Raw genomic sequence first — 25,690 nt, forward strand, 5'->3', positions numbered from 1 at the left:
CTGAAAACTTAAACGAGGAAGTTGCCCAGAATCAGCAGTGAGATAGAGACGTTAATCGCGCCGCCGATACGGGTAGCAATCTGGGCGAAGGGCATCAGGCTCATACGGTTGCCTGCGGTCAGGATTGCCACGTCACCGGTACCGCCCTGACCACTCTGGCAGCAGGAGACGATGGCGACATCAATCGGGTGCATACCAATTTTTTTGCCGACGAAGAAGCCGGTCGCCACTAGCGAAGAGACGGTACTGATAATCACCAGCAGGTTAGTCAGCGTGAAGGCCGCGACCAGTTCATGCCATGGGGTGATCGCCACACCGACCGCGAAGAGGATGGGATAGGTCACCGAGGTCTGGAAGAATTTGTACACCACCTGAGAGCCTTCCAGCAGACGCGGAGAGGCACCGTTGCAGAGCTTCACCAGCACCGCCATAAACAGCATGCCAACCGGCGCAGGCAGACCAATCAGCTTGTGGCCGAGCATGCCCAGCATGTAGAGCAGCACCGCCAGCAACGCACCGGAGGCGATGGTGGTGACGTCCGCTTTGCCAGAGAACGCCGGTTGAGAAACGGTGGCATCGGCATTCGCGCGGTTCGGCATCAGCTGACCTTCACCGGTCAGGTGTGGATAACGCTTGCCCAGCTGGTTCAGACAGCCGGAGATGATGATAGCGGTCAGCCCGCCGAGCATGACCATCGGCAGCACGCGACCGAGCGCCACGCCCTGATCCATGTGCAGCAGGGTGGCGTAGCCGATGGAGAGCGGGATAGCCCCTTCGCCCACGCCGCCTGCCATAATCGGCAGAATGATAAAGAAGAAGATCTGGAACGGCTCAAGACCCAGCGCCAGACCCACGCCCATCCCCACCAGCATGCCGACGATCTCGCCGCACAGCATCGGGAAGAAGATGCGCAGGAAGCCCTGAATCAGCACGGTGCGGTTCATGCTCATGATGCTGCCGACAATAATGCAGCAGATGTAGAGATAAAGAATGTTGGTGGATTTATAGAACTTAGTGGTGGATTCCACTACCACATCCGGCAACAGGCCGTAATAGACCAGCGCGGAGGGGATAAAGGTGGCGCAAATCGCCGCCGCGCCGAGCTTGCCGACAATCGGCAGGCGTTTGCCGAACTCACCGCAGGCAAAGCCGAAGAACGCCAGCGTCGCCACCATCACCACGATATCGCTTGGCAGTTTTCCGCCCAGACAATCAATGGCAATCAGCGCGCCCGCCAGGACAAACAGCGGCAGAGGAATAATCCCGATTTTCCAGGTATCCATAATATGCCACCAGCGCTCTTTGAGCGATGGCCGCTGAATATCAATCGGGTCGTGGGTAACAGAGAAAGAATCGTCAGTTGTGCTCATAATAAGCCCCTTAGTTATTTTGTGCGTTCAGCTTAGAGTCACAAAGGCTTACTTTATGTGAGGAATGGCATATTAAAAGCGAAGTTTTAATGGCGACTATGGTTTTAATGGTTTCTTTTATTTAATGTGATTTGCCCCTTATTTATTGCCGTGGTTTTTATGGTTTCTTTTCTAAACCGAACAAACAAATAACATTTACACGGTCGTGTTTAAGGGAAAACCCTTTCAGATAATCCTTTTGCAGGCCTTGCTGTGCAAGGGATCACAAGTTTTCGGCAAAGCGGGTATCCACGCGAAAAAAGATGATATATTGACAAACTTCGTTGATACCACGCGTGATTGTTATGAAAGTATCGTTTCAGATTAAGCTGTTTGTTTCGCTGGTTGTCTTTTTCTCAGTGCTTTTTGCTTTGCTGGGCGGATATTATTATGTCGACGTTAGCCGACAGCTTTATCAGGAAATGAGCGCACGCGCAAAAATACAGGCAGAAGAGATCGCCCTTATTCCATCATTACGAAAAGAGGTCGAACAAAAAGATATCAACGCCATTCACGATTTTATGCAGAAAATAGCCACCCACAGTGATGCCAGTTTTATTGTGATTGGCGATAACAAAGGGCTGCATCTGTTTCATTCCGTTTTTGCGGACAGAGTGGGCCATACGCTGGTCGGCGGAGACAACGAAGAGGTGCTGCGCGGTAAAAGCACCACCACTATCCGCAAGGGAGGATTAGGCATTTCGCTGCGCAGCAAAGCGCCCATTTTTAACGATGCCGGTCAGGTAGTGGGAATTGTCTCGGTAGGCTATCTCACCAGCTATCTTGAAACCATCACCGTCAGTAAAGTGGTTAACATCCTGATCGCCGCCGTACTGTTACTGCTTGCCCTTTTTATCTTCTCCTGGTTCTTTACCCGCAGTATCAAGAAGCAGATTTTCTCCCTGGAGCCGCGAGAGATTGGTCTGCTGGTGCGCCAGCAGAAGGCGATGATGGAGTCCATTTATGAAGGGGTGATCGCCATTGACGATGAACGGCGAATAGAAGTGATTAACCAGGCGGCACGCAAACTGCTGGGCCTGAGCCAGCCGGCCCGGGAACTGCGCGGGCAGCTGATAAGCGAGGTAATCGATCCTGTTCCGTTCTTCGAAACACAAACGATGCTCGCCAAAGATACCCATGACGAGATTTGCCGTTTTAACGATCTCACGGTGATCGCCAGCCGGGTGCGCATCATGCTTGAGAACTCTCTGCAGGGCTGGGTGATCACCTTCCGCGATCGCAACGAGATCGACTCGCTCAGCGCCCAGCTCAGCCAGGTCAAACGCTATGTTGATAACCTGCGCATTATGCGTCACGAGCAGCTAAACCGGATGACCACTCTCTCCGGCCTGCTGCATATGGGCCGCTACGAGGAGGCGATTGGCTACATTCAGGCGCAGTCGGAACACGCTCAGGAGCTGCTGGACTTTATCTCTTCGCGCTTCAGCTCCCCGACACTGTGCGGCCTGCTGCTGGGGAAAGCCGCGCGGGCGCGGGAGAAAGGCGTCGAGCTGAACTTCGACCCGACCTGTCGTCTGGACAGACCGTTCCTGGCGCTGCCTGAAGAGGCGCTGATTTCTATCATTGGCAACCTGCTGGATAACGCCATTGAAGCGACCCAGCGCTCGCCGCTTCCGCATGCTCCTGTGGAAGTGCTGATAAAACTGAGCGAACAAGAACTCATCATCGAAGTGGCCGATCAGGGCGTTGGCATTAAACCGGAGATCCGTGACAGGATATTTGAGCGCGGCATCACCACCAAAACGCGCGGCGATCACGGCATTGGTTTGTATCTGATCGAAAGCTATGTCACACAGGCTGGCGGTGCAATTGAGGTTGCCGATAATACGCCGCGGGGGGCGATTTTCTCACTGTTTATCCCCGCCACGGGAACCGCCCGGCATCCCGCACAGGAACAGGAAGATACCGATTATGCAACATGAACTTATCGACGTACTGATAGTTGAAGACGAGAACGAACTGGCGCAACTGCACGCAGAGCTGATCGGCAAACATCCGCGTCTTAGACTGGTGGGGATTGCCTCGTCGCTGGCGCAAGCGCAGGTTGAGCTTGAAAGTAAACAGCCGCAGCTGATGTTGCTGGATAACTACCTGCCGGACGGGAAAGGCATCACCCTTATCAGTAACCCGATGCTCGCCCGCGCCAACTGTTCAGTGATTTTCATCACCGCCGCCAGCGATATGGACACCTGCAGCCAGGCCATTCGTAACGGGGCGTTTGATTACATCCTGAAGCCGGTTTCCTGGAAGCGGCTCAGCCAGTCGCTGGAGCGTTTTGTGCAGTTTGCTGAGCAACAGCGGGTCTGGAAGATTGTTGACCAGCAGAACGTCGATTCTTTATACCAGCTACAGGCGAAAAACTACCGCCAGGACAACGGCAGCAAAGGTATTGAGGAAAATACGCTGGCGCGGGTGCAGGCGCTGTTTAACGACAAGGCGACGCACTGTTTTACGGTGGATGAGGTGGTGAGTGAAACGGGGCTGAGTAAAACCACCACCCGGCGCTATCTGGAGCACTGCGTGGAGGCAGGTTTTCTGACGGTGGAGATGCTGTACGGCAAGATTGGGCATCCGCGGAGGATGTACAAGCGTAGTGCGGCTTAACACCCCTCACCCCGGCCCTCTCCCCAAAGGGGCGAGGGTGAAAAGACGGCTCCGTGCAATCCCCTCTCCCCTTTGGGGAGAGGGTTAGGGTGAGGGGGCTACTTTAACACATACCCATAAAGCCGCTTAATCCCGTCGGCATCCTTTTCGCTGTAAACGCCCTGCAGCTCCGGCGAGAAGCCCGGCAGCAGGTTAATCCCCTCTTCCAGCGCCAGGAAGTAGCGCTGCACCGCCCCGCCCCAGACTTCTCCCGGCACCACGCACAGAACGCCAGGCGGATACGGCAGCGCGCCTTCAGCAGCAATGCGCCCTTGTGCATCACGGATGCGCACCAGCTCCACGTTCCCGCGAATGTACGCCTGATTGGCATCCTGCGGATTCATCACCACCGCGGGCAGGCTCTCCTTGCGGAACATCGCCTTCTGCAGATCTTTCACATCAAAACTGACGTAGAGATCGTGCATCTCCTGACACAGCTGGCGGAGTGTGTAATCCCGGTAGCGTACCGGGTATTTCTGATAGATGGTCGGCAACACGTCCGCCAGCGGCGTATCGTCTTCAATATGCTGTTCAAACTGGCCAAGCATCGCCACCAGCTGCGCCAGCTTCTCGCTGCTTTCGGCAGGCGTCAGCAGGAAGAGGATCGAGTTCAGATCGCACTTCTCCGGCACGATGCCATTTTCCCGCAGATAGTGCGCAAGGATGGTCGCCGGAATACCAAAATCAGTATATTCCCCGGTTTCAGCATCGATGCCCGGCGTGGTCAGCAGTAGCTTGCACGGATCGACAAAGTACTGATCGCGGGCATAGCCCTCAAATCCGTGCCATTTGGCCCCCGGCTCAAAGCTGAAGAAGCGACGTTCGCTGGCGATGACCTGAGTTGGGTGATCCTGCCACGGACGGCCTGCCACCACTGGCGGAATAAACGGTTTGATCATATGGCAATTTGCAATGATCGCCTTACGCGCTTCAATCCCCAGCTCGACGCACTCCGCCCACAGCCTGCGTCCGCTCTCCCCTTCGTGAATTTTTGCGTTCACATCCAGCGCCGCAAACAGGGGATAAAACGGGCTGGTGGAGGCGTGCAGCATAAATGCGTTGTTCAGACGTTTGTGCGGACAGAAACGCGCCTGACCCCGGATGTGGTTATCCTTTTTATGGATCTGCGAGGTTTGCGAGAACCCGGCCTGCTGTTTATGCACCGACTGGGTCACGAAAATGCCCGGATCGTTCTCGTTCAGCTCCAGCAACAGCGGGGAGGTTTCCGCCATCATCGGAATAAATTGCTCGTAGCCCACCCAGGCAGAGTCAAAGAGGATGTAATCGCACAGATGGCCGATCTTGTCGATCACCTGACGGGCGTTGTAGATCGTGCCATCGTAAGTACCAAGCTGGATCACTGCCAGGCGGAACGGGCGGGTCTCGTCTGCCTTCTCCGGCGCAACGTCGCGGATCAGATTGCGCAGGTACGCGTCGTCAAAGCAGTGTTCGTCAATCCCACCGATAAAGCCAAACGGGTTACGCGCCGCTTCCAGATACACCGGCGTCGCGCCCGCCTGAATCAGGGCCCCGTGATGGTTAGATTTGTGGTTATTGCGATCAAACAGCACCAGATCGCCACTGGTCAGCAGCGCATTGGTCACCACCTTGTTGGCCGCCGACGTACCGTTCAGCACGAAGTAGGTTTTATCCGCGTTGAACACTTTCGCGGCGAACTTTTGCGCATGCTTGGCGGAACCTTCGTGGATCAGCAGATCGCCGAGCTTCACGTCGGCATTGCACATATCGGCGCGAAAAACGTTCTCACCAAAGAAGTCATAGAACTGTCGTCCCGCCGGGTGTTTTTTGAAAAACGCCCCGTGCTGGTGGCCCGGACAGGCAAAGGTGCTGTTGCCCATTGCAACATACTGGCTCAGGGTGTCAAAAAACGGCGGTAACAGGTTCTCTTCGTAACGACTGGCGGCAGATTCCAGTTCCAGGAACTCCTGCGCTTTACCCGAGATGACAGCCGTGGCGCCCTCGGGCACGTCCGTCGGCTCTTGCGAGAATAGAAAGACCGGTAAATGAAAGCCCGTGCGTTTCAGCAACGCAAGAATGCCGCTGCGACTCTCCGCGAGCGTAATGACGACTGCCGCCACATCGGTAAAATCAGTGTTATCCAGCGTCACCTTTTCGCGATGCGTGGACACAGTGGAAACCAGCTCACGGCTGACGGCGATTTTCATGGTTTTCATAGGCGCTATATACCCTCACCGAACGGTGAGACAGGGAGGAGAAAATTCGCGCAATAATGTCACCTTTTATTTTGAGGTGCAAGAAGGAATCAGTATGCACTTCACCACCCAAAGCTAAGCGTAAAAAAGCGCTGGCGTGTCATAATCATGCAATACCTATGATTAAGTAACAGGAGTTTTCCGTGGTTATCGGGCCATTTATCAACGCGAGTGCCGTATTGCTGGGCGGCGTACTCGGTGCAGTGTTAAGTCAGCGATTACCGGAGCGTATTCGCGTCTCTATGCCCTCCATTTTTGGCCTGGCCTCCCTCGGGATTGGCATTCTGCTGGTGATCAAATGCGCCAACCTGCCGGTTATGGTGTTGGCCACTCTGCTCGGGGCGCTGATTGGTGAGTTTTGTTATCTGGAAAAGGGGATTAACAACGCGGTCAGCAAAGCGAAAAACCTGATAGCCCGTCCGGGCAAAGCCAAACACGGCACCCATGAGACGTTTATTCAAAACTACGTTGCCATCATTATTCTCTTTTGCGCCAGCGGCACCGGGATTTTCGGTTCGATGCAGGAAGGGATGACCGGTGACCCCAGCATTTTAATCGCGAAGGCGTTTCTCGATTTCTTCACCGCTACGATTTTTGCCACCACGCTCGGTATCGCGGTGGCCGCGATTTGTGTGCCAATGCTGCTGATTCAGCTGGCGCTCGCCACCTGCGCCACCCTGATCCTTCCGCTGACTACGCCCGCGATGATGGCGGATTTTACCGCCGTTGGCGGTCTGCTCCTGCTGGCAACAGGGCTGCGCATCTGCGGGATCAAAATGTTCGCGGTGGTGAATATGCTGCCCGCCCTGCTGCTCGCCATGCCGCTTTCCGCGCTGTGGACCCACTTTTTCGCTTAAGATTGCGACGAACTGGTGAGAGATTGTGCATCCTGTAACGAAAACAACATTTTTCGTTGACGGCGGAGAGTGAATCGGGTTTAATGCGCCCCGTTGCCCGGATAGCTCAGTCGGTAGAGCAGGGGATTGAAAATCCCCGTGTCCTTGGTTCGATTCCGAGTCCGGGCACCACTCATTTTAAACCCTCGCTTAGGCGGGGGTTTTTGCTTTCTGAGTCAGCAAAGTAGCTACCGCCCTTTTCTTTCCTCCATCCCCCGCTTCCCTGTGGTACGCAATTGGCGTGTTTACCGTCACATAGAAACAGAAAAACCTGACCTTCACCGATCTGTTCAAGTATTGTAAAGCACATATCAACCCCACAAAGCCCGACAGAATGGCGTCACGTATGCGTGAAGTGACTTCTGCTTCAGACCACGTAACCACATTGCTACTATATGGTGCGTTGGTACGCATGGCTGTCATGGGGAGTCGTTTATCAGTCTAAGCAGTGGCCGGTAAAGCAATGGAGAGAAATTACAATGGATGCAGCATTACTTAACATGATGCACTCAGGTGGAAGAAATAAAGCCTGGGCGGAAACTATGGTGAATATGGAAGCCAGGAAGCTGGTAAATACAGCCAACACTCTGTCGGCTTTTCATCTCAGCGATAGTCTGACTCGAATGAAGTTTATTCAGGAAATTCGTGACCTCATAGAACAACAGTTTACATTAGCTCGTCGGGCTAAATCAGATGAAGAATGCATGGAATGCGTTAAAGTTCTGAGAGAAGAAAACTGTAACCTCCTGGAACAAGCTCGTTTATTACGAACGAGGGCAGCCAAACTTTACGCTAAAGTCGAGTTCATCCGAGAGAATAACAAAATTGTTGGATATGTGATCTCGGCAGTTAGTGTTGTGCTGGCCGGTGCTGAAATAGCTGCGGGGCTTACCCTCATTGGCACTATGACCCCTCTCGGGGTTCTTGCTGGTGCGATACTGGTTACTGACGGGGCAAACAGCATCAGTAAAGAAGTGGCTCGCTACGCAACTCACAACACTACCAGTGAAGGGCTGGTCGCGAATGCCGCGATGTCTACAGCTGAGTTTATGGGCTTTAGTCGTGAGAATGGGTTAGGCGTCTACAAATCAATCTCACTGGCCGCTAATGCGTACACCATTTTTGGCTTGTTACGGCGACCTGGTACCTGGCGACTGTTTCGATATCTGCCTGCTGACTATTACCGAAAGGTAAGCACACTGAGCCGCCCGCAGCTAACAATGAAAATAGCGGGTTATGGCGTGAAAGCTAAGATTGTTTTTGATCTGTTGTCCGTCAGCGATCCGTCCCAGAATTAGTCTGCATTTTACGATAACGCCAGGATTTGTAGCCAAGTTTTGCTGGCGTTATATACCAGATAAAAGGTAGTACAATCAATAACGTGAGCGCAAGTGTCAGACTTGTATCCTTAGATGCAAGTAAAAGAGTTAAAGCCAGTATGATGAAGGCAATAATAGTTATCCACTTCATTGCCTTAAAACGATTGGCCAGATCATGAGTTACGCTATCAAACGAACCACCGTAATTCTCAATATTGTTTTTTAGCTTTTGAAGATCTCGTTTGCTAAAACCTGATTTTAAAAGTGCTTCTTCGCTGGTCATTCTGTTATCAGTCCCATAACTCACTGAACCTGGGACGAAGTTTAACTTAATTTGACGGATAAATCGCTACCTGACGATATTCGTCAAATTTATATTTATATCAACTAGTTGAACATATCTTAGAGTATACGCTCGAAAACTGACATCTACCTGGTACAAGAAACGTGCAGGACACCGCGAGCTAGCTGGCCTTACAGCCTGGCGACCGGGAGCAGGCAGTGAAGCTCAACGCTGCTGTCTATTCCCCTATCCACGACTCCCCGACCACTGTGTCAGCAGCGCATGAAGTTTAGCCGGCTCCAGAGGCTTGCGTAGCACCATGTACCCTTCCTGCTCCGCCTCCAGCAGAACCGGCGAATTAAATTCGCCGCTGACCATCGCGCCACTCATGTCCGGCAGACGTTCAAATAGCGCTTTCAGGATGTCGAAGCCGCTTTCACCGGATCGCAGACGCTGGTCGCACAGCACGGCGAACGGCGTGAAGCCATCGTCGATGATAGCGAACGCTTCTTCAGCGGAGGCCGCACAGCGCACGTTGATTCCCCAGATGCTCATCAGGCTCTCCCAGGCAGACGTCACCAGCGGGTCGTCATCAACCACCAGACAGGAACCGTGCAGCGGCGCATAGCGTACCGGCGTGGCGATGTTGTCATAGACGGGTGGCATCTCCGGCGCGATCTCTTCGCCAGCATATTGGGTAAAGCACATCCAGAAGCGTGAACCTTTACCTTCAATGGATTGCATCCCGTACTTCACCTTCATCAGCTTGGCACAGCGGGCAACGACGGCCAGACCCAGCCCGTGTCCTGCACTGTCGATCTTCCAGGCCAGTTCGGGGCGATAGTAAGGTGAGAAGATTTTACCTTTCTCGTCATCGGCAATACCGACACCTGTGTCCCACACCTCCACCCTACACCTGTCACCACGTGGTCGGATGGCGACCAGCACGCCGCCCTGTAGCGTGTAGCGGAGGGCATTTTGAATAAGGTTAATCAGCGATTGTCGCACCAGCAGCGGATCGCCCATCACGTAGATGCGGCGTTTAGGCCGCCAGGTGCGCAGCCTGAGTGCACGGCTGTTGGCCTCTTCGCGAAACAGCGTGATCACCGAGTCGAGCAGCGCGCCGATGTCCACTCTGGCAGGGGCAGTAAGCACATTCCCGGATTCAATCTTGCTGAGGTCAAGGAGGGAATTGAACATCAAATGCACCGAGCGGACGCTCTGCTGCAGATCAAGCAGCTGGGGCGTGAGGCTGTCGTCCCGGTTTCGGTGGATAATCGCTTCGATCAGAAACCCCATGGCGTGTACCGGCTGACGCAGGTCGTGGCTGGCGGTCGTCAGGAACTGATTTTTATCCAGCAGCGCCTGCTCAGCTTCCTCTTTGGCCTGGCGAAACTGTTCTGCCAGGCGTGAGCTTTTTTCCTCAAGCAGCGCCTGCTGAATAAAGAACGCGTGCGATGTTAATGCATGGCGGTAAATGGCGAAGCCGTACAGCAGGTTCAACATCAGCACAATGAACATCAGATCGTCCAGCCGCCAGATAATGCCAAGATTCAGTACACCCCAGGAGGCGAAGAAAAAGCATGTAAAGGTGCTGATGACCGGCGTCAGATGCGTCGCATTGGCGGCAACGATGGCGGCAATACTGATATTGAGGAGCAGGAAAAAGTCAAAGTTCTGCGTCTGCGGCGTAATTAAATAGAGAGATGAAATCCCCAGCCCGTGAATAAAAGCGATCTTATTTATACGCGGCAGCCAGCGGCGCAGGACGTCCGCTTCATCATGCTCTTTCGCTTCGCGCTGGTAGCGTCGGTGCAATATTCGGATCGCCACGGCACATAGCAGGTAAATAATTATCCAGGTAATGGTTGGGCCGAGTTCATCGCCCAGCAAATTAATCCAGATGGCGAAAGGAATACCGACGAAAGGGACAGCGCTGAAACTGAACACCAGCCGCAAAAAGGTATTATTTAGCAAACGGATCTGCGCGGGAGGAGAGATGCCAGCGTTCTGTAAGCTCTGTAAAAATCTCATTCCGACGGTTCCCGTTTGCCATGCAGAAGCGTGATGGCTTCGACCCGACTGTTAACGCCTATCTTTTTCAATATATTGCTGATGTGCTCTTTGACTGTAGGCTCAGAAATAGAAAGTTGCGCGGCAATTCTTTTATTTGGCAGGCCACGCATAATCATATTTAACACGTCTATTTGTCGCGGCGTTAAGTTAAATTTACTTAACTTCTCATTATTCGACTCAACGGAAAATTCGTTTCCCTCAGGAAACCAGGTGAGATTATCAGTGAGGGCAAAAACGGCCCGTGAAAACATTTCAGGTGGCTCGCTTTTCAATACGAAACCGTGCCCCCCGGCGGCGTGAACTTTCTGCCAGATATCGTTATTGTCATCCCCACTAACCACCAGGAGCCTTACCTGTGGGTAAAGTTGTTTTACTTCTTTGAGTAATTTCAACGCGGTACCGGACGAGAGCCAAAAATCGATTACCAGCAAACGTGGCGGGCCATTATCCCTAATTTGACGGTAGCAATCATCCTCATTCGTCACCACACTCGCCTGCTTAAATCGGCAATGTGTAATCAGAAAATTGGCGATACCGCTTGCTACCAATGGATGGTCATCAACGACCAACGCATAATTCTGCCCCAAAGGATCCTCCTTTTACCTTCGCATATTAGAGAGTACGGATGAATTATTATCTACCCACCCTACTTTAGGAGGGTTTTTTCGATTAGGAAAGGGAAATATATTATTCGCAGATTTGAGTAATAGAAAACATAAATACAATCAGCGAAATTAACTGATTGGATATAAAGGATAATTTATGAAAAAACCACTACTCTTTTTAACCGTTACGTTGATGCTAGCCGGTTGTTCCACGCTAAAAACCGATCAGGCCATTCCACTTCTGCAGGCGGAAACCGCTAAAATGCTGGGGCTGGGCTCATCGGATGAAATAACCGTAACCAATGTTAATGGCGCCCAACCGGATGCACTGGGAGGGCAAAAGCTGTCTTATCGCGCTACGACGGAAAAAGGGCGTATTTTCGATTGCTCATCGATGATGATGCCAGGGATTTTAGGATCCGCCCCGACGCTGAGCGCGCCAACCTGTACACCTGTGGTCACCCATAAATAATTAACTTCACATCAAAAGGCGTACACATATTACGCCTTTTACTTTTTCTGTCGTATCGCATTTTTCATATAAAACCGATTTTCCAGACATCACGCTAATGAGTACGGAGATACCCTGTGAATAACTCTACATCGCATTCTTTAGCGGTAAAGACGCCGCTTTCCAGGCTTTACCTCGCTCTATTTTCCGCGCCGCTGTTACTGCTTTCACCTGCCGATTTCGCGCGTGCAGCCGATGCCATTTTTGATGGCGACTCACGTATTACCGAAACGCTGGGTTACACCGGAGACGTTTACGTTGGACGCAATCAACGCGGAAACCTGCTGATCGATAATGGCAAAATCACCGCCTATAACATCAATATCGGTCGGCTGTTCGACGGCCAAATTTATGAAAGCGTGGTCACAGTCCGTGGGCCAAACGCTGAGCTTAACGCGGTGAACGATCAGTACGTCCTGCGCGGCGACCTGAATCTTGGCCTCGGCACCCTGCGAGTCGAAGAGGGCGCGCTGGCGAGCGCAAAAGAGATCGTTGTCGGCACCACCCGCGGCTACGACAGCCACCTTATCGCCACGGGCGCCGGATCTCGCGTAACCAGTAATTTCCTTAGCGTAGGTACCGATCTGGGCGCACGCTCCACGCTGGCTATTGAGGACGGCGCCGCGCTCAATACCACCTACGATGCGCGCATCGGCAATGGTACCGGGCCAGATGAAACCGACACAGTGAGCCCGAAAGCCACCGTCATGGGGAGCGGCTCACAGTGGAATGTTGGCCGTACGCTGACGCTTAATGGCGACCTGGACGTGCTGAACGGCGGAGCGGTTAACGTTGGCGGCGTGCAGGTGGCGGGCGTCTCCGGGGCCGGAAAAACCGCCGAGCTGGTTATTGCAGGCAAAGACTCGCGCTTTACCAGCGACAGCAGCGTTAGCGTGGGCGATTATGGCAATGGCGTGCTGTCGGTTATTGACGGCGGTTCATTTTCCGCAGGCAGCAATGCGCTGATTGTAGGGACATCGGGCTCCGGTTCGAACCGGGGGGCGCTCATCATCGGCAGCCGCGGCAACATGGACACCGGCACGGGTATAACTGAGCCAACGCTTGGTACGGCAGGCGGCGCGGGTACGCTCGATGCGAAGACGGCAATCAGTCTGCGTGGCGGGCTATTCGGCAGCTATGTCTATTTCAACCATACCGACGAAAATTACGTCTTCAGCAACAAGATGAGCGGCGAAGGTGAGGTGATAAATACCTCCGGACAGACAACGCTGAACGGCGATCTTTCGGCGCTTCAAGCGAACGTGACCGCGCGCGGTGGCAAAGTCATTATTGCCAGCAACATCAACACCCAGCCAGAAGACGATATTTTTGAGATTCAGACCCTTAGCGCCGAGAACGGCGGTACGCTGATCCTCAACGCAACGGCGGGATCCGACGTTAACAACGGACAAGGTTACAGTAGCGCCGCGTCAATCAAGGCCGGTGGCACGCTGGGGGGGAACGGCACGTTGGGCCAGACTGAGATCCTGTCCGGCGGGCATATCTCACCAGGGGATGGCGATATCGGCACGCTGACGCTGAAACGTTATCTGAATTTTATCGGCGAATCCTTCTATGACGTTGATATCGCGGGAGATGGCCGCAGTGACCAACTGCTGGTATCGGGCAAAACCACCATCAGCAATCAGGCTAAGGTACAGGTCACCGCGCTGGATCCGCAAACCAGCTACAAAACGGGCCAAAGCTATCGCATTTTAACCTCGAACGGGGGTATTGACGGCCAGTTCGCCGGAGCGATTTCCAAATCCGCCTTCCTGGACGTGGCGCTTAAGCAGAGCACCGACGCCGTCGATCTGACCATCGCGCAGAAAGAGACCGGCGGCGAGAATCCTGGAGGTGAAAACCCGGGCGGTGAAAACCCGGGGGGTGAGAATCCAGGAGGAGAAAACCCCGGCGGTGAAAACCCGGGTGGTGAGAACCCGGGAGGAGAAAACCCCGGCAGCGGCAAGCCAGGGATTTTCCAGACCGTGGCAAAGAGCAGCAACCAGTGGAATACCGCCGGCGCGCTCTCCACGCTCACGCAAAGCGGCCCGTCGCTGGCGCTGTATAACTCACTACTGGTGCTGAGCGCACCGGAAGCGCGCGAGGCGTTTAACCAGCTGTCCGGAGAAGTTTATCCGTCAATGCAATCCAACCTGATAGCCGGCAGCACGCAGGTGTTTAACGTGTTAAACCAGCGTATGCAGCGCGCGTTTGATAACGACAGCCTGCCGATACCACCGTTAGCGATGTCGCTGGTGCAGCAGCCGGAGCCGCAAAACAATGGCGTCTGGGGCCAGACCTTCAGCTCCTGGAGCCGAAGCAGCGGCGACGGTAACGTGGGCAAGCTGGACGGCAACACCACCGGTTTCCTGCTGGGGGCAGATCGTAAGCTGGCGGATCATAACGTACGTGTCGGTGGTTACTTCGGCTACAGCCGCGGTGATTACGACGTCGACAGCCGTCGTTCCTCAACAGATACCGACAACTATCACCTCGGCCTGTATGCAGCGGGTCAACAGGATGCGTTCTCCCTTCGCGGCGCACTGGGTTACACCTGGCACAAGATCGAAGGCGAGCGCAATGTTGATTTCAGCGGCTTCTCGGATCGGCTGAAGTCTGATTACGACGCCAACTCGCTGCTGGCGTTCACCGAAGCGGGCTACCGTTTCGGCCAGCCAGAGATGAATGTCGAGCCCTTTGTTAACCTCTCCTGGATTCGACTGCATACCGACAGTTTCAGGGAAGACGGCGGTGCCGCCGCGCTGAGCGTTCACAATGAAACCATGAACACCTTCTATTCCACGCTCGGGGTGCGTGGTGTGACCGGATTGCCGAAGAACGTTAACCTCTACGGTTCGTTGGGTTGGCAGCACGCCTATGGCGATAAGAATACCTCTTCGCGTATGGCATTTGCGGGCAGCGACGCGTTCATTACCCAGGGTCAGGCCGTGGATGAGGACGTGATGGTGGGTGATATCGGCGTGAGCGTACAACTGTCGCGTGCTGCGACGCTGGATGTGGGCTATCAGGGGCAATATGGTGCCGATACCCGCGTCAACTCGGTTAACGCTAATCTGCGCTGGTCGTTCTGATTGATATCAACGCTAAAGTGCCGGGTTGCGCTACGTCGACCCGGCCTTCGTGGCGGTTTTTTTTGGCCTATGACCCAATCAGGGATCGTTCCCATCTCCATCCAGCAGTTTGTTTTTAAAGATAAACAAACACGCCTCGTTAAAATTCTCCGCCCCCAGTCGTTCAGAGAGCGCCGTTCGCGTCCGGTAGAGGCTTTTAATCGAGGTGTTCAGTTCGTCCGCCACCTCTTCCATCGACATGCCCGCCCTGAGCAACCGCAGCATAATCGCTTCATGGGTACTCAACCGTAAGTTAAGCAGCCATTTGGTCGTCAGGCGCCTGCCTTTCATATTCAGCACCAGATTAAACAACGACGCCATGTCAGCCACCGGAAGCGCAGTATTCATAAACATCCTCATGCTGAGCTGATTCTCCTCCCGGTGCCGCATATCGAGCATGACGCAGCCGATTGTTTTTCTCGTTCTGGCCGGATGGCGTATCAGATAATCATACAGACGGAGCGGTGAACGGCTGTCAATCAGCACAGAATATTCATCTGCACTGTTATCAAATATCTTTCTGTCAATCGAGTCCAGCAGGATAATATCCGGAAAAAATATCCTCATTCCTCTGACGAGGTAGCGATCCTGTGTCACTAACACTATTGAAGTTGCCACTAACCATCCCTTTTAGATTAAAGCAAGAACGACCCTTCAGAAAGAAGACGCCTTCGTTTTATAGCGCTTTTACATGAACGATAAATGTATTCTGGCTTTGATCATCCCTCGACACGCACATTGATTTGTAAGACTTCCCATAGACTATCACTCAATGTCTGCTATTAATTATAAGTAAAAAACAATCGCAGAAAAGTCACCTCTCAAGATATTAAGAATTTTTGTCACGAAACTTCCCAAACATGCACCAGAAAGTACTTTAATTTATGCACCAAAGCCGCATTAAAAATATAAACAAAAACGTCACAATAAAAATAAATACATTATATATCAACACATTACAAATATTGGATTCGTTAAAAATAATCATAAAAATCACCCGGATACAGAATTATCTCAAAACAACAACCCAGCTTTTCAACATATTTATCCGTCAACATATCAGGTGTACATTACCTTTCACCGGTCCATAACGATAAGGATCCATAATTACCTTTAAGTAAGTACCTCATAACGTAACTGCATTCACATTTTACGCTCTCATTTATGGCCTTTAACGCTACGTATAAAGGCGGCCGTGTTGCGCAATGGATTTATGATAAACAAATGGCAAATAGATATGGAAAGATCACTTCGCTTCAATACTTTATTCTTTTACCGCGTTCCAAAATTATTGTGTCTGCTATTACTGTTTCCCATTCTGGTTCAGGCTGCCGAATCCGTATATGAGCAACAGATTCAGCAGGCGCGTAATGGTAATTACACTTCGTTTCTCCATTACCTGCAGCGTTATCAACAACAGCATGCCCTGACGCCAGAACAAGTGGCAGACTGGCTGCAGGTTGCCTCCTGGGCGGGACGCGATGATGAGGTTATTGAGGTGTGGTTGCGTTATCACGTTTATATGCCCCTGCCCGCCCGGGGAGTGGCCGCAGCCGCGCAATCCAGGAGAAATCAAAAGCAGTGGCAATCTGCACTCGCGCTCTGGAAGCAGGCCTGTAGCCTTGCACCGGAGAACGACGACTACCGTATCGGGTATATCAAAACCCTGGCCGATGCCCGCATGGATCGGCTGGCCCTGCAGGAAGCGCAAAAACGGGTAACAGCGCACCCCAGCCCGATAAACCTTGAGACGCTCGCCTATGTGTACTTACGCGAGGGGAAAAGCTGGGATCGTCTATTAGCGGACACCCGCGCCCTGAAGAGCGCCCCCGAGAATCACGTACTGCTCAGCGCGCTCGTCGACGCCCTGAACGATAACCGGGTCAGTACGCCTGCCCTGCGGCTGTCACAGGGGATTTCTCTGCCGCCCGCACAACGGCGCCAGCTTGAACTTAACGCCGCCGCCGAACAGGTACGCCTTGCCGATGCGCCGGGCCGGACGGAAAACGAGCGCCTGCGTCTCGCGCAAGCCGCACTGAATCGCTATGACGCCCTGCTTGCCCGCTGGCAACACGAACCGCAGGCGGCAGAAGATATCATTCGCGCCCGCGTCGACCGCCTTGGCGCGCTGTATGCGCATGGTGATTACCCGCAGGCGATCGCTGAATATCGCGCGCTGACGTCAGCTCACCATCCGGTGCCGGGCTGGGCAATCGGCTGGGTGATCTCTGCGTATCTGCAGGAGCAAAACGCCGATGCAGCCCTGGCACTCCTGCAAAAGTACCCTGACTATGCGCGTAACCCGCAGGATGAAGAACATCAGCTTTTCTATGCATATCTGGACACCGGTCAGTATCAGGCCGCCCGTCACTATCTTGCGCAGATAACCCGCAACGTTCCCTGGGCTCGCTACGATTACGGCTCGCCAACCGCCCAGCCCAACGATCAATGGCTTATCGGCCAGTCGCTCACGTTTCAGTATTTGCTGGCAACCCATGCCCTGCCGCAAGCAGAAGCCGTGGCGCACCGTCTGGCTGCCACGGCACCCGGCAACCAGGGGCTACAGATTGATTATGCCGCCCTGCTTCAGGCTCGTGGCCTGCCACGGGCGGCAGAGCAAAAGCTCAAAATGGCGGAGGTACTGGAGCCGTCAAATACAGAGCTGGAGCAGCAGCAGGCTTACGTCGCGATGGATCTGCAGGAGTGGCGACAAATGGAACTTCTGACCGACGACGTGCTCGCCCGTGCGCCACGTGACCGCAGCGTCCAGCGCCTGGACAGGCTCAGAAATGTGCATCATATGTCTGAACTGCGTCTGAACGCAGGCAAGGGATTGCACTCCGACAACCCGGTCAGCGGGACACACGATCTGAACTGGGACGCCACGCTCTATGGCCCACCAGTCGCTGATAACTGGCGACTATTTGGCGGCACCCGCTTTGCCGAGGGCAATTTTGACGAAGGCAAAGGCACCAGCCGCCATCTGGTCGGCGGCGTCGAATGGCGATCACGGGATATCTGGCTTGAAGCGGAGCTCTCCGGCAACCGTTATCACGGCACCCACACTCCTGGCGCTCGCCTCTCCGGTCAGTACAGCCTGAACGATCGCTGGCAATCTGGCGGCAGCCTTGAACGGCTGTCACGCACCACGCCGTTGCGGGCGTTACGCAATGGGATCCGTGCAGACCGCGCAGAAGGCTGGGTGCGCTGGTATCAGAACGAGCGTCGTGAGTACCAGCTCAGCGCCGCCATCAGCCATTTTTCCGACCATAACCGCCGACAGGAGTACACCCTCACCGGCAAGGAGCGGCTCTGGCAAACGCCGACCCTGACGCTGGATCTTGAACCGGGCATCTCCGCCAGCGCGAATAGCCAGCGGGATACGCTCTATTACAACCCCGAGCGGGATCTGTCCGCGACGGCTGCGTTGTCCGTCGATCATCAGCTGTACCGCTATTACGACACCCTCTGGAGCCAGCAACTGGTCGCCGGAGCCGGAGGATACTGGCAGAAAAATCAGTCTGCTGGCGCCATCACCCTGCTCGGCTACGGGCAACGCGTTCAATGGAACAACGTCGTGGATACCGGCGTGATGTTGAACTGGGATAAGCGCCCTTACGACGGCAAACGAGAAAGCAATCTCGCCGTCACTTTCGATGCGACTTTACGGTTTTAAGGATGAATATGTTGACCATTCGTTTTCCTGTGGGCCTGCTCATCATCGGCTGGTTATGCCTCAGCGCGAGCGTCTGCGCCCAGGCCATTTCGTTTATTTCGCCCAACGAGAGACCTCAGCCGGAAGCCAGTAAACCCTGGCCGAAGAATCACTTTTTCGTGCTGGCCTATCACGATGTGGAAGATGACGCCGCCGATCAGCGCTATCTCTCCGTGCGGACCAGCGCCTTAAACGAGCAGATAAGCTGGCTTGTGCATAACGGGTATAACGCCATCAGCGTGCAGGATATTCTGGATGCCCACGACGGTAAAAAAACGCTGCCGCCAAAGGCCTTTCTGCTCAGTTTTGATGACGGCTACAGCAGTTTTTATACCCGCGTCTGGCCGTTGATCCAGGCCTGGAATGTGCCGGCGCTGTGGGCCCCTGTTGGCAGTTGGGTGGATACGCCAGCACATCAAAACGTGAATTTTGGCGGTTTGATGACGCCCCGGGACCGTTTCGCGACGTGGGACATGGTGCGCGAGTTAAGCCAGTCCCCGCTGATTGAGATCGGCTCGCATACCTGGGCTTCGCATTACGGTATACCGGCCAATCCACAGGGAAGCCGCGAACCGGCTATTGCCAGCCGCTTTTACGATAACGCGACAGGGCGCTACGAAACTGACCAGCAGTTCAGCCAGCGCATCGGCAATGACGTGCGGAAAGTCACCGAAAAAATCGCGCAGGTGACGGGCAAAGCGCCGCGTGCCTGGGTGTGGCCCTACGGTGCTGCCAACGGCACGTCGCTCGCCATTGCCAGACAGCAGGGTTATCAGCTGGCCTTTACCCTTGAGGACGGGCTGGCAGATGTGCGTCACCTGGACAACATCCCGCGCCTGTTAATCTCCGGGAATCCCTCGCTTAAAGCCTTTGCCAGCAGCATCGCGCAGATTCAGGAGACCGACCCTGTGCGCGTGATGCATGTCGATCTGGATTACGTTTATGACCCCGATCCGGCTCAGCAGACCAAAAACATCAATACGCTGATCCAGCGGGTCTACGACATGAAAATCAGCCATGTTTTCCTGCAGGCATTTTCCGATCCCCTCGGCAACGGCACGATTAACGCGCTCTACTTCCCCAACCGTCGGCTGCCCGTGCGTGCCGATCTCTTTAACTTTGTCGCCTGGCAACTGCAAACCCGCGCGGGCGTAAAAGTCTACGCGTGGATGCCGGTTCTCTCGTTCGATCTCTCCCCTGCACTGCCGCGCGTGCAGCGTCGGGATCGGCAAACGGGCCAGGTACGCGCCGCCACCGAGCCCTATACCCGGCTTTCGCCGTGGGATCCGCAGGTTCGACAGCAGGTGACCGAAATCTATGAAGATCTGGCCCGCTATGCCAGCTTCAATGGGATCTTGTTCCATGACGATGCGGTGCTGACGGATCAGGATGATGCCGGGCAGCAGACAACGCGCCAGAAAAGCCAGACGCTAATCGGGTTTACCCACGCCCTGAGCCTGGCGGTGAAGCATATCCGCGGTCCGCAGATAAAAACCGCGCGCAATATGTTCGCCCTGCCGATCCTCGACCCGGCGAGCGAGGCGTGGTTTGCGCAGAATCTTGATGACTTCCTGGCGGAGTATGACTGGACGGTGCCGATGGCCATGCCGCTGATGGAGTCCGTCCCGGCAGACGAGAGCAACGCCTGGCTAACGCGCCTGGTTAAGACCGTCGCCACTCGCCCCGGCGCGCTGAATAAAACCATTTTTGAGCTGCAGGCTCGTGACTGGGCGCAGACACCACAACGCGCCGTACCCGATAGTCGCCTGGCGGAGTGGATGCGCGTGCTCCAGCTTAACGGCAGCAAACATTACGGTTACTACCCCGACGATTTCATCCATAACCAACCTGATCTTTCCCGTATCAGGCCTGAATTCTCTTCGTACTGGTATCCTGACAATGACTGATCGCCTTATCGCTTTCTCAATTTTGTGCCTGGTATTTGGGTTGCCATTAGGCGTGGCCGCCCTCTTTACCGGCGAACTGATTCTGGATTTTGTCTTCTTCTGGCCCCTGTTCATGTCCGTATTCTGGATCACCGGGGGGCTCTATTTCTGGTTTCAGCTGGAACGACACTGGTCATGGAACAGAAAAACACCCGCCCCGACGTTAGAGGGCGATCCGTTAATCTCGATCCTCATTCCCTGTTTCAATGAGGAACGCAACGCCCGGGAGACGATCGGTGCCGTGCTGGCCCAGCGTTACCCGAATATCGAGGTCATCGCCATCAATGATGGCTCTTCGGATAACACCGCGCAGGTGCTGCAACAGCTGGCGCAGGAGCAGCCGCGTCTGCGCGTCATTCATCTGGCGGAGAATCAGGGGAAAGCCGTGGCGCTGAAAGCGGGCGCAGCGGCGGCCAGGGGAGACCTTCTGGTCTGTATTGATGGCGATGCCCTGCTCGATCGCGATACCGCCGCTTATCTGGTTGCCCCGCTGATCCACTACCCCCACGTGGGCGCCGTGACCGGGAACCCGCGTATTCGCACGCGCTCCACGTTGATTGGCCGCATTCAGGTGGGCGAATTCTCCTCCATCATAGGGCTCATCAAACGCACGCAGCGGATCTATGGCCGGGTCTTTACCGTCTCTGGCGTCATCGCGGCCTTTCGCCGTCAGGCGCTGGCGGACGTGGGATACTGGAGCCCGGATATGATCACCGAAGATATCGACATCAGCTGGAAACTTCAGCTTCGCCACTGGGATATTTTTTTCGAGCCGCGCGCGCTGTGCTGGATCCTGATGCCGGAGACGCTAAAAGGGCTGTGGAAACAGCGCCTGCGCTGGGCTCAGGGCGGCGCGGAGGTGTTTCTGGTCAATCTTCGCAAGATCGTGCGCTGGGAGCATCATCGCATGTGGCCGCTGTTTTTAGAGTACGCCCTGTCAACGCTGTGGGCGTTTGCGTATGCGGTGACGGTGCTGTTATTTATTATCAGCTCCCTCACGCCGCTCCCGGCAAACCTGACCGTCACGAGCCTGTTCCCGCCGGAATTCACCGGGCTCCTGCTGGGGGTGATGTGCCTGATGCAGTTCCTCGTCAGTTTGTATATCGAGCGACGCTATGAACGTAACGTGGCGAGTTCGCTTTTCTGGATCATCTGGTTTCCGATGGTGTACTGGATGATCGGCCTGTTCACCACCCTCGTCGCCTTCCCAAAGGTCATGCTTAAACGCCAGCGCTCACGCGCGCGCTGGATCAGTCCGGACAGAGGTAAAGGGAGCATTCAATGAACGAAAACACGTTAATCCTGACTGAACATCGGCTGGTGCCCCGGCTGTTTGATGCAGCGTTAACCCTGCTGGCCTGGGGAGGATTTCTCTTTTTCCTCTATGCCAACCTGTGGATGCAGATAACCAACGAGAGCGACTACCGCTGGGGCGTGATTATTGCCTCCTTTAAGACGGTGCTGATCTATTTACTGATCGCCGCGCTAAACGGCTGGCTGCTGATCCTGTGGTATCAATATAATCGCCGCCGCGCGCATGCAAGACGACATCACCGCCCTGCAACGCTTAAGCACGACGAGCTGGCCCGCAGCTTTAACGTGACGCCGCAAATCATCTCAGAGATGAGTCAGTACAATTTACTGACGGTCTATCATGACCAGATTGGACGCATAATTGATTTGAAAATCAGTCAGCAGGACGAGGAATAAGGCTCGGGCATCCGCAGGTTCTCCCTGCGGATGCTGTTTCTGCGGGTCACTCTCAGCGCTTATACTGTGGCTGCATAGCGTCACAGGCGAGCTGACGTTTGCGTTGATATTGCTCCAGTAACGCTCTCTGACTTTTACCTTTATTATCGTAAAAAAGCGCGCCGCCTTCGTTAAGCACCTCGTAACACGCCTGGATCGACTGAGTAATGTACTCAATCCTTTTCAGGGTCAGTGGCGTACAGCTTTGCCCATGTAAATCATCCTCGACATCCAGAACGTGTGAGCGAAACGCCTCAAGGGTGAAACCGCGCTGCAGGCTTTGATTATCACGCAGTGCCTGTTGCCAGCGGGTAATAATCGCATCCAGCCAGACGAGCACCGCCGCATCCGCGCCTTGCGACGCCAGTTTTTCTCTTTTATGGCGATAATGCTTCAGGGCCACTTTTTTCAGGGCACGATACTGCGACAGTTGCACTGCTTCAGGCTGATTTTCTTCGAGCAGCCTTCCGAAGAAAAAGCGGGTTTCAAAACGCTCGCAGGCGTGAAAGAGGGGATCCTGCAGGCCATTGCTGTTGTAGCTGTGCAGTGGCTGGAAAGGATACATATACCCGAAATCGAATAACCAGAGATGTCCGTTATCCATAAGAAGATTGCCGGGACACAGATCCCACTCCATAAGACCGGCCTCTTCGCATGCCATTAGCGTTGATAAAACCTGTTCAAAAAGATCTTCATCGACCTTTACTGGCGAGTGGCCCGGCAACCAGGGCGAGAGAATAATCCCCTGGCGAAAGTTGGCATAAATCGTCGGTACGATGTGATCAAATCGTCCCGCCCACAACGGATCGTTTTTAAGCCGGGTGAAATCAGCTCGTCTCTGTACTTCATTGAGGAACGAGGTCTGGCCATCGGTATTTCGCACCAGCGCCTCGTGTCGTTTCTGCTTGAGGGTGTAGTGTCTGCCATCAATAGACAGATGCAGGACCTGAGCGGTAAGGCCGCCATCAAAGCATTCAACGACGCAGGGATCGGAAGACGAAAGCTGCATTAATTTCTCAGGGGACATCGGGCAATGGCGGCTGTCACCGACGACAATATTCTCTGCTGAGTCAATAAAAGAGAGCTGGGCTTGCTGGCGGGCATGGGTGAAAGTGTTCATACGCTGTCCATCAGGTTGAGGGTCATCATCAGCCTGGCCTGGCCGCAGCCAGAAATCTTCCTCCATGAGGCAGGATTTGAGGGAGGAACCTGAGGGTGGAGAGAGACAAAGAAAAGCCTCCGCAAGCGATCCTTGCGAAGGCTCGGTTACTGCCCGGTTACTTATCCTTCACCACAATCAGCGGTTCAATATCGCTCTCTTTTTTCACCACCAGCGTTTCATCCCCACGCAGGCAGGTTCCGCCGTAATTCCCGCCCACGGTAAAGGTACAGACCTGAATATATTTGCCGTCCACCTTCGGCAAACACCACAGCTGCTGGTAGATATTCTTGCGATCGACAAACTTGCCGCTGGATTTATCCAGCAGTTCATCCTGGGCGCTGATCAGATCGATATTACTGCCGCAACGGCCGGCAATGGGTTTGACGGCATAACCGGTCTGCTTCAGCAGTTCGTTAACCTCAAAATCGGTATCGAGCAGGTAGCGGTGGTTCGGGAACAACTGCCACAGCACCGGCAGGATCGCCTTATTGCCTGGGATCACCGTCCACAGTGGTTCAAACACCAGCACTTCCGGGCGCAGCAGGACGTCAATCAGCCGCACCTCGCCTGCCGGGTGGCCGGTGCGGATCGGCACGGCAGCGTATTCGGTTTCGCTGACCTCCCGAATCTGCTCGATTGCCGTCTCCCACGCCCAGGTTTTCCACACGCAGTTGACGTGGCGACCTTCGTCGTCGATTAACTGCCCGGCAGCATCCCAGCTCAGCGCGCCCAGACCGTGCAGAATTTTGGTGTCAAACCCGGCCTGCAGCAGCGAGCGCTGAATAAAGAGCGCGTGGTAGTCTTCTTCGACATCGTTGTCCTGCATGATGTGCACGAACGGACGCGCATGGCTGTGTTTCCATGCGCCGGTCAGCTCTTCCAGCAGACCTTCTGCCGGGTTGTGCCCATTGCCGCGATAACCGTTTTTGACCCACTCTTCCAGAATTAACCCGCCCTCGGTGTGGCAGGAGGCGGAATCAGCGTTGTACTCGTAAACCTTAATGCCGCGCTCATCCATACAGAAATCCATACGACCAGTGATCATATGGTGGCGACGCCACTGCCAGGAGAGACGCAGGCGCGGCCAGAGGATTTTGGGGATGTCGAAAAGCGCCAGTAAGTTATCATCTTTCAGCACTTTGTCGGTGGCATGCAGGTACATCAGATGCAGTTCATTGGTCGCTTTAATCAGCTCCTGCTCGGCGCTTTCGGTAATCGTGAAATAGTGGCAGGGATCGTTATTAATAACGTGGCCGTTGGCGCGGATGTAGGCCTGCTGCAGGGCGTCATTTTCGTTGAGCCATTTTCCGTCGTATTGACGTTTATTCTTCAACCGCGCACCGCTGATTTTCAGCAGTTCGCCGTCAGGTTCGGGCTGGAGAATGCTGTGCTCCGTGTCGTCCGTCTGGATCATCCAGCCAAGGATTTCAGTATCGCTGAAGGTGTCATGAAGCGTGTAACAGCCGTTCTCAACAGTCATGCGCAGCTCACGGGTCCACTGCTGTCCGAGCGGAAGCGGGGAGTGAATAACATTCTGCTCGGCAATACGGACCTTACCATCTAAAAGCTGGGTGATTACCGCGACATGGCCGGTTTCATGGAACTCGCCGCCCTTTTGCCAGATAAGCAGCGCCCCGGCCTGCGGCGCACGTTTCGAACCGTTGGCAAAAGCCTGTAACGGCAGAATATTATCGTTCACCACCTGGCGCAAAAAGCGCAGGGAGAAGATCTCCCACGCCATCCCGACATCGGTAAACACAAAGCCATAGTTGAGGAACAGAAAACGGCGGGCGAACTCCACACACTGCCACTTGTGGCCCATGTATTCGTTGCCGATATAGCTGCGGAAATCCGCGTCTTGCGGGTACTTACGCGGGTCCAGACTGCCGTAATTTGAAGAGTAAATCGCCACGCCACCGGGCGCATAGCCTAACAACGTCCCGAATGGCGCATCACTGCTTAACTTTCCTTTACGCATGTATCCAAC

At 54.3% G+C, this 25,690-nt stretch carries 18 protein-coding genes and 1 tRNA gene; 11 read left to right on the forward strand and 8 right to left on the reverse strand.

Annotation, left to right across the window (positions count from 1 at the left end):
* Positions 1-8 precede the first annotated feature (8 nt).
* Positions 9-1,370: a 2-hydroxycarboxylate transporter family protein gene (locus ACQG2G_RS18205; RefSeq protein ID WP_013098685.1), complete on the reverse strand. Its 1,362-nt coding sequence runs from the start codon at positions 1,368-1,370 to the stop codon at positions 9-11.
* Between the two features lie 344 nt (positions 1,371-1,714).
* Here ACQG2G_RS18205 and ACQG2G_RS18210 point away from each other — a divergent pair, with 344 nt between their 5' ends.
* Together ACQG2G_RS18210 and ACQG2G_RS18215 are read left to right on the forward strand one after the other, a co-directional pair.
* Positions 1,715-3,352, forward strand: coding sequence for an ATP-binding protein (locus tag ACQG2G_RS18210; RefSeq protein ID WP_029882969.1), 1,638 nt, complete (start codon positions 1,715-1,717; stop codon positions 3,350-3,352).
* Positions 3,342-4,034, forward strand: coding sequence for a response regulator (locus ACQG2G_RS18215; RefSeq protein WP_013098687.1), 693 nt, complete (start codon positions 3,342-3,344; stop codon positions 4,032-4,034). The genes ACQG2G_RS18210 and ACQG2G_RS18215 overlap by 11 nt, the downstream gene beginning before the upstream one ends.
* Positions 4,035-4,132: 98 nt before the next feature.
* Here the strand turns inward: ACQG2G_RS18215 and ACQG2G_RS18220 are convergent, their stop codons facing one another.
* Positions 4,133-6,268 (reverse strand): ornithine decarboxylase, encoded by a 2,136-nt coding sequence (locus ACQG2G_RS18220; RefSeq protein ID WP_369118625.1) that lies wholly within the window; start codon positions 6,266-6,268, stop codon positions 4,133-4,135.
* A 182-nt stretch (positions 6,269-6,450) separates the two neighbouring features.
* Between ACQG2G_RS18220 and ACQG2G_RS18225 the strand changes: the two genes are divergently transcribed.
* The 3 genes from ACQG2G_RS18225 (at position 6,451) to ACQG2G_RS18235 (ending at position 8,501) form a co-directional block, all read left to right on the forward strand.
* Complete coding sequence (locus ACQG2G_RS18225) at positions 6,451-7,164, forward strand: DUF554 domain-containing protein (protein ID WP_013098689.1); 714 nt, start codon at positions 6,451-6,453, stop codon at positions 7,162-7,164.
* 95 nt (positions 7,165-7,259) lie between these two features.
* Positions 7,260-7,335: transfer RNA gene (locus ACQG2G_RS18230), tRNA-Phe, on the forward strand.
* A gap of 347 nt (positions 7,336-7,682) precedes the next feature.
* Positions 7,683-8,501, forward strand: coding sequence for a DUF4225 domain-containing protein (locus ACQG2G_RS18235; RefSeq protein WP_014833243.1), 819 nt, complete (start codon positions 7,683-7,685; stop codon positions 8,499-8,501).
* Here the strand turns inward: ACQG2G_RS18235 and ACQG2G_RS18240 are convergent.
* The 3 genes from ACQG2G_RS18240 to ACQG2G_RS18250 form a co-directional block, all read right to left on the reverse strand.
* Positions 8,479-8,805 (reverse strand): hypothetical protein, encoded by a 327-nt coding sequence (locus ACQG2G_RS18240; protein WP_038983510.1) that lies wholly within the window; start codon positions 8,803-8,805, stop codon positions 8,479-8,481. The two genes, ACQG2G_RS18235 and ACQG2G_RS18240, sit on opposite strands and share 23 nt — an antisense overlap.
* Positions 8,806-9,051: 246 nt before the next feature.
* Positions 9,052-10,839 carry a hybrid sensor histidine kinase/response regulator gene (locus ACQG2G_RS18245; RefSeq protein WP_061771885.1) on the reverse strand — a complete coding sequence of 596 codons (1,788 nt, stop codon included), beginning with the start codon at positions 10,837-10,839 and terminating at the stop codon, positions 9,052-9,054.
* Positions 10,836-11,468: a response regulator transcription factor gene (locus ACQG2G_RS18250; protein WP_013098693.1), complete on the reverse strand. Its 633-nt coding sequence runs from the start codon at positions 11,466-11,468 to the stop codon at positions 10,836-10,838. The genes ACQG2G_RS18245 and ACQG2G_RS18250 overlap by 4 nt, the downstream gene beginning before the upstream one ends.
* A gap of 175 nt (positions 11,469-11,643) precedes the next feature.
* Here ACQG2G_RS18250 and ACQG2G_RS18255 point away from each other — a divergent pair, with 175 nt between their 5' ends.
* Positions 11,644-11,958 carry a lipoprotein gene (locus tag ACQG2G_RS18255; protein ID WP_013098694.1) on the forward strand — a complete coding sequence of 105 codons (315 nt, stop codon included), beginning with the start codon at positions 11,644-11,646 and terminating at the stop codon, positions 11,956-11,958.
* A gap of 116 nt (positions 11,959-12,074) precedes the next feature.
* The gene (locus ACQG2G_RS18260; RefSeq protein ID WP_061771886.1) at positions 12,075-15,092 is read left to right on the forward strand and encodes an autotransporter outer membrane beta-barrel domain-containing protein; all 3,018 of its coding nucleotides are present in this window, start codon (positions 12,075-12,077) and stop codon (positions 15,090-15,092) included.
* A 78-nt stretch (positions 15,093-15,170) separates the two neighbouring features.
* Here ACQG2G_RS18260 and ACQG2G_RS18265 read toward each other — a convergent pair whose 3' ends face one another.
* The gene (locus ACQG2G_RS18265; protein ID WP_013098695.1) at positions 15,171-15,698 is read right to left on the reverse strand and encodes a LuxR C-terminal-related transcriptional regulator; all 528 of its coding nucleotides are present in this window, start codon (positions 15,696-15,698) and stop codon (positions 15,171-15,173) included.
* Between the two features lie 670 nt (positions 15,699-16,368).
* On the opposite strand from ACQG2G_RS18265, the gene pgaA reads away from it, so the two are divergent.
* From pgaA to pgaD, 4 genes are read left to right on the forward strand one after another with little or no spacing between them, the layout of a single operon-like run.
* Positions 16,369-18,807 (forward strand): poly-beta-1,6 N-acetyl-D-glucosamine export porin PgaA, encoded by a 2,439-nt coding sequence (gene pgaA, locus ACQG2G_RS18270; protein WP_348596146.1) that lies wholly within the window; start codon positions 16,369-16,371, stop codon positions 18,805-18,807.
* Positions 18,808-18,815: 8 nt separating this feature from the next.
* Positions 18,816-20,753: a poly-beta-1,6-N-acetyl-D-glucosamine N-deacetylase PgaB gene (pgaB, locus tag ACQG2G_RS18275; RefSeq protein WP_248067931.1), complete on the forward strand. Its 1,938-nt coding sequence runs from the start codon at positions 18,816-18,818 to the stop codon at positions 20,751-20,753.
* Positions 20,746-22,077, forward strand: a complete 1,332-nt coding sequence (pgaC, locus tag ACQG2G_RS18280; RefSeq protein WP_426769300.1) for a poly-beta-1,6-N-acetyl-D-glucosamine synthase — start codon at positions 20,746-20,748, stop codon at positions 22,075-22,077. The genes pgaB and pgaC overlap by 8 nt, the downstream gene beginning before the upstream one ends.
* Positions 22,074-22,502 (forward strand): poly-beta-1,6-N-acetyl-D-glucosamine biosynthesis protein PgaD, encoded by a 429-nt coding sequence (pgaD, locus tag ACQG2G_RS18285; RefSeq protein ID WP_038420574.1) that lies wholly within the window; start codon positions 22,074-22,076, stop codon positions 22,500-22,502. The genes pgaC and pgaD overlap by 4 nt, the downstream gene beginning before the upstream one ends.
* Before the next feature lie 52 nt (positions 22,503-22,554).
* Here pgaD and ACQG2G_RS18290 read toward each other — a convergent pair whose 3' ends face one another.
* Together ACQG2G_RS18290 and gss are read right to left on the reverse strand one after the other, a co-directional pair.
* Positions 22,555-23,661 (reverse strand): hypothetical protein, encoded by a 1,107-nt coding sequence (locus tag ACQG2G_RS18290; RefSeq protein WP_061773026.1) that lies wholly within the window; start codon positions 23,659-23,661, stop codon positions 22,555-22,557.
* A 157-nt stretch (positions 23,662-23,818) separates the two neighbouring features.
* The gene (gene gss, locus ACQG2G_RS18295; protein WP_061771382.1) at positions 23,819-25,681 is read right to left on the reverse strand and encodes a bifunctional glutathionylspermidine amidase/synthase; all 1,863 of its coding nucleotides are present in this window, start codon (positions 25,679-25,681) and stop codon (positions 23,819-23,821) included.
* Between the last annotated feature and the right edge of the window lie 9 nt (positions 25,682-25,690).

The sequence above is a fragment of the Enterobacter cloacae complex sp. 382A5 genome, from assembly GCF_050031095.1.
In the GTDB taxonomy this organism is placed as follows: Bacteria; Pseudomonadota; Gammaproteobacteria; order Enterobacterales; family Enterobacteriaceae; genus Enterobacter; species Enterobacter cloacae.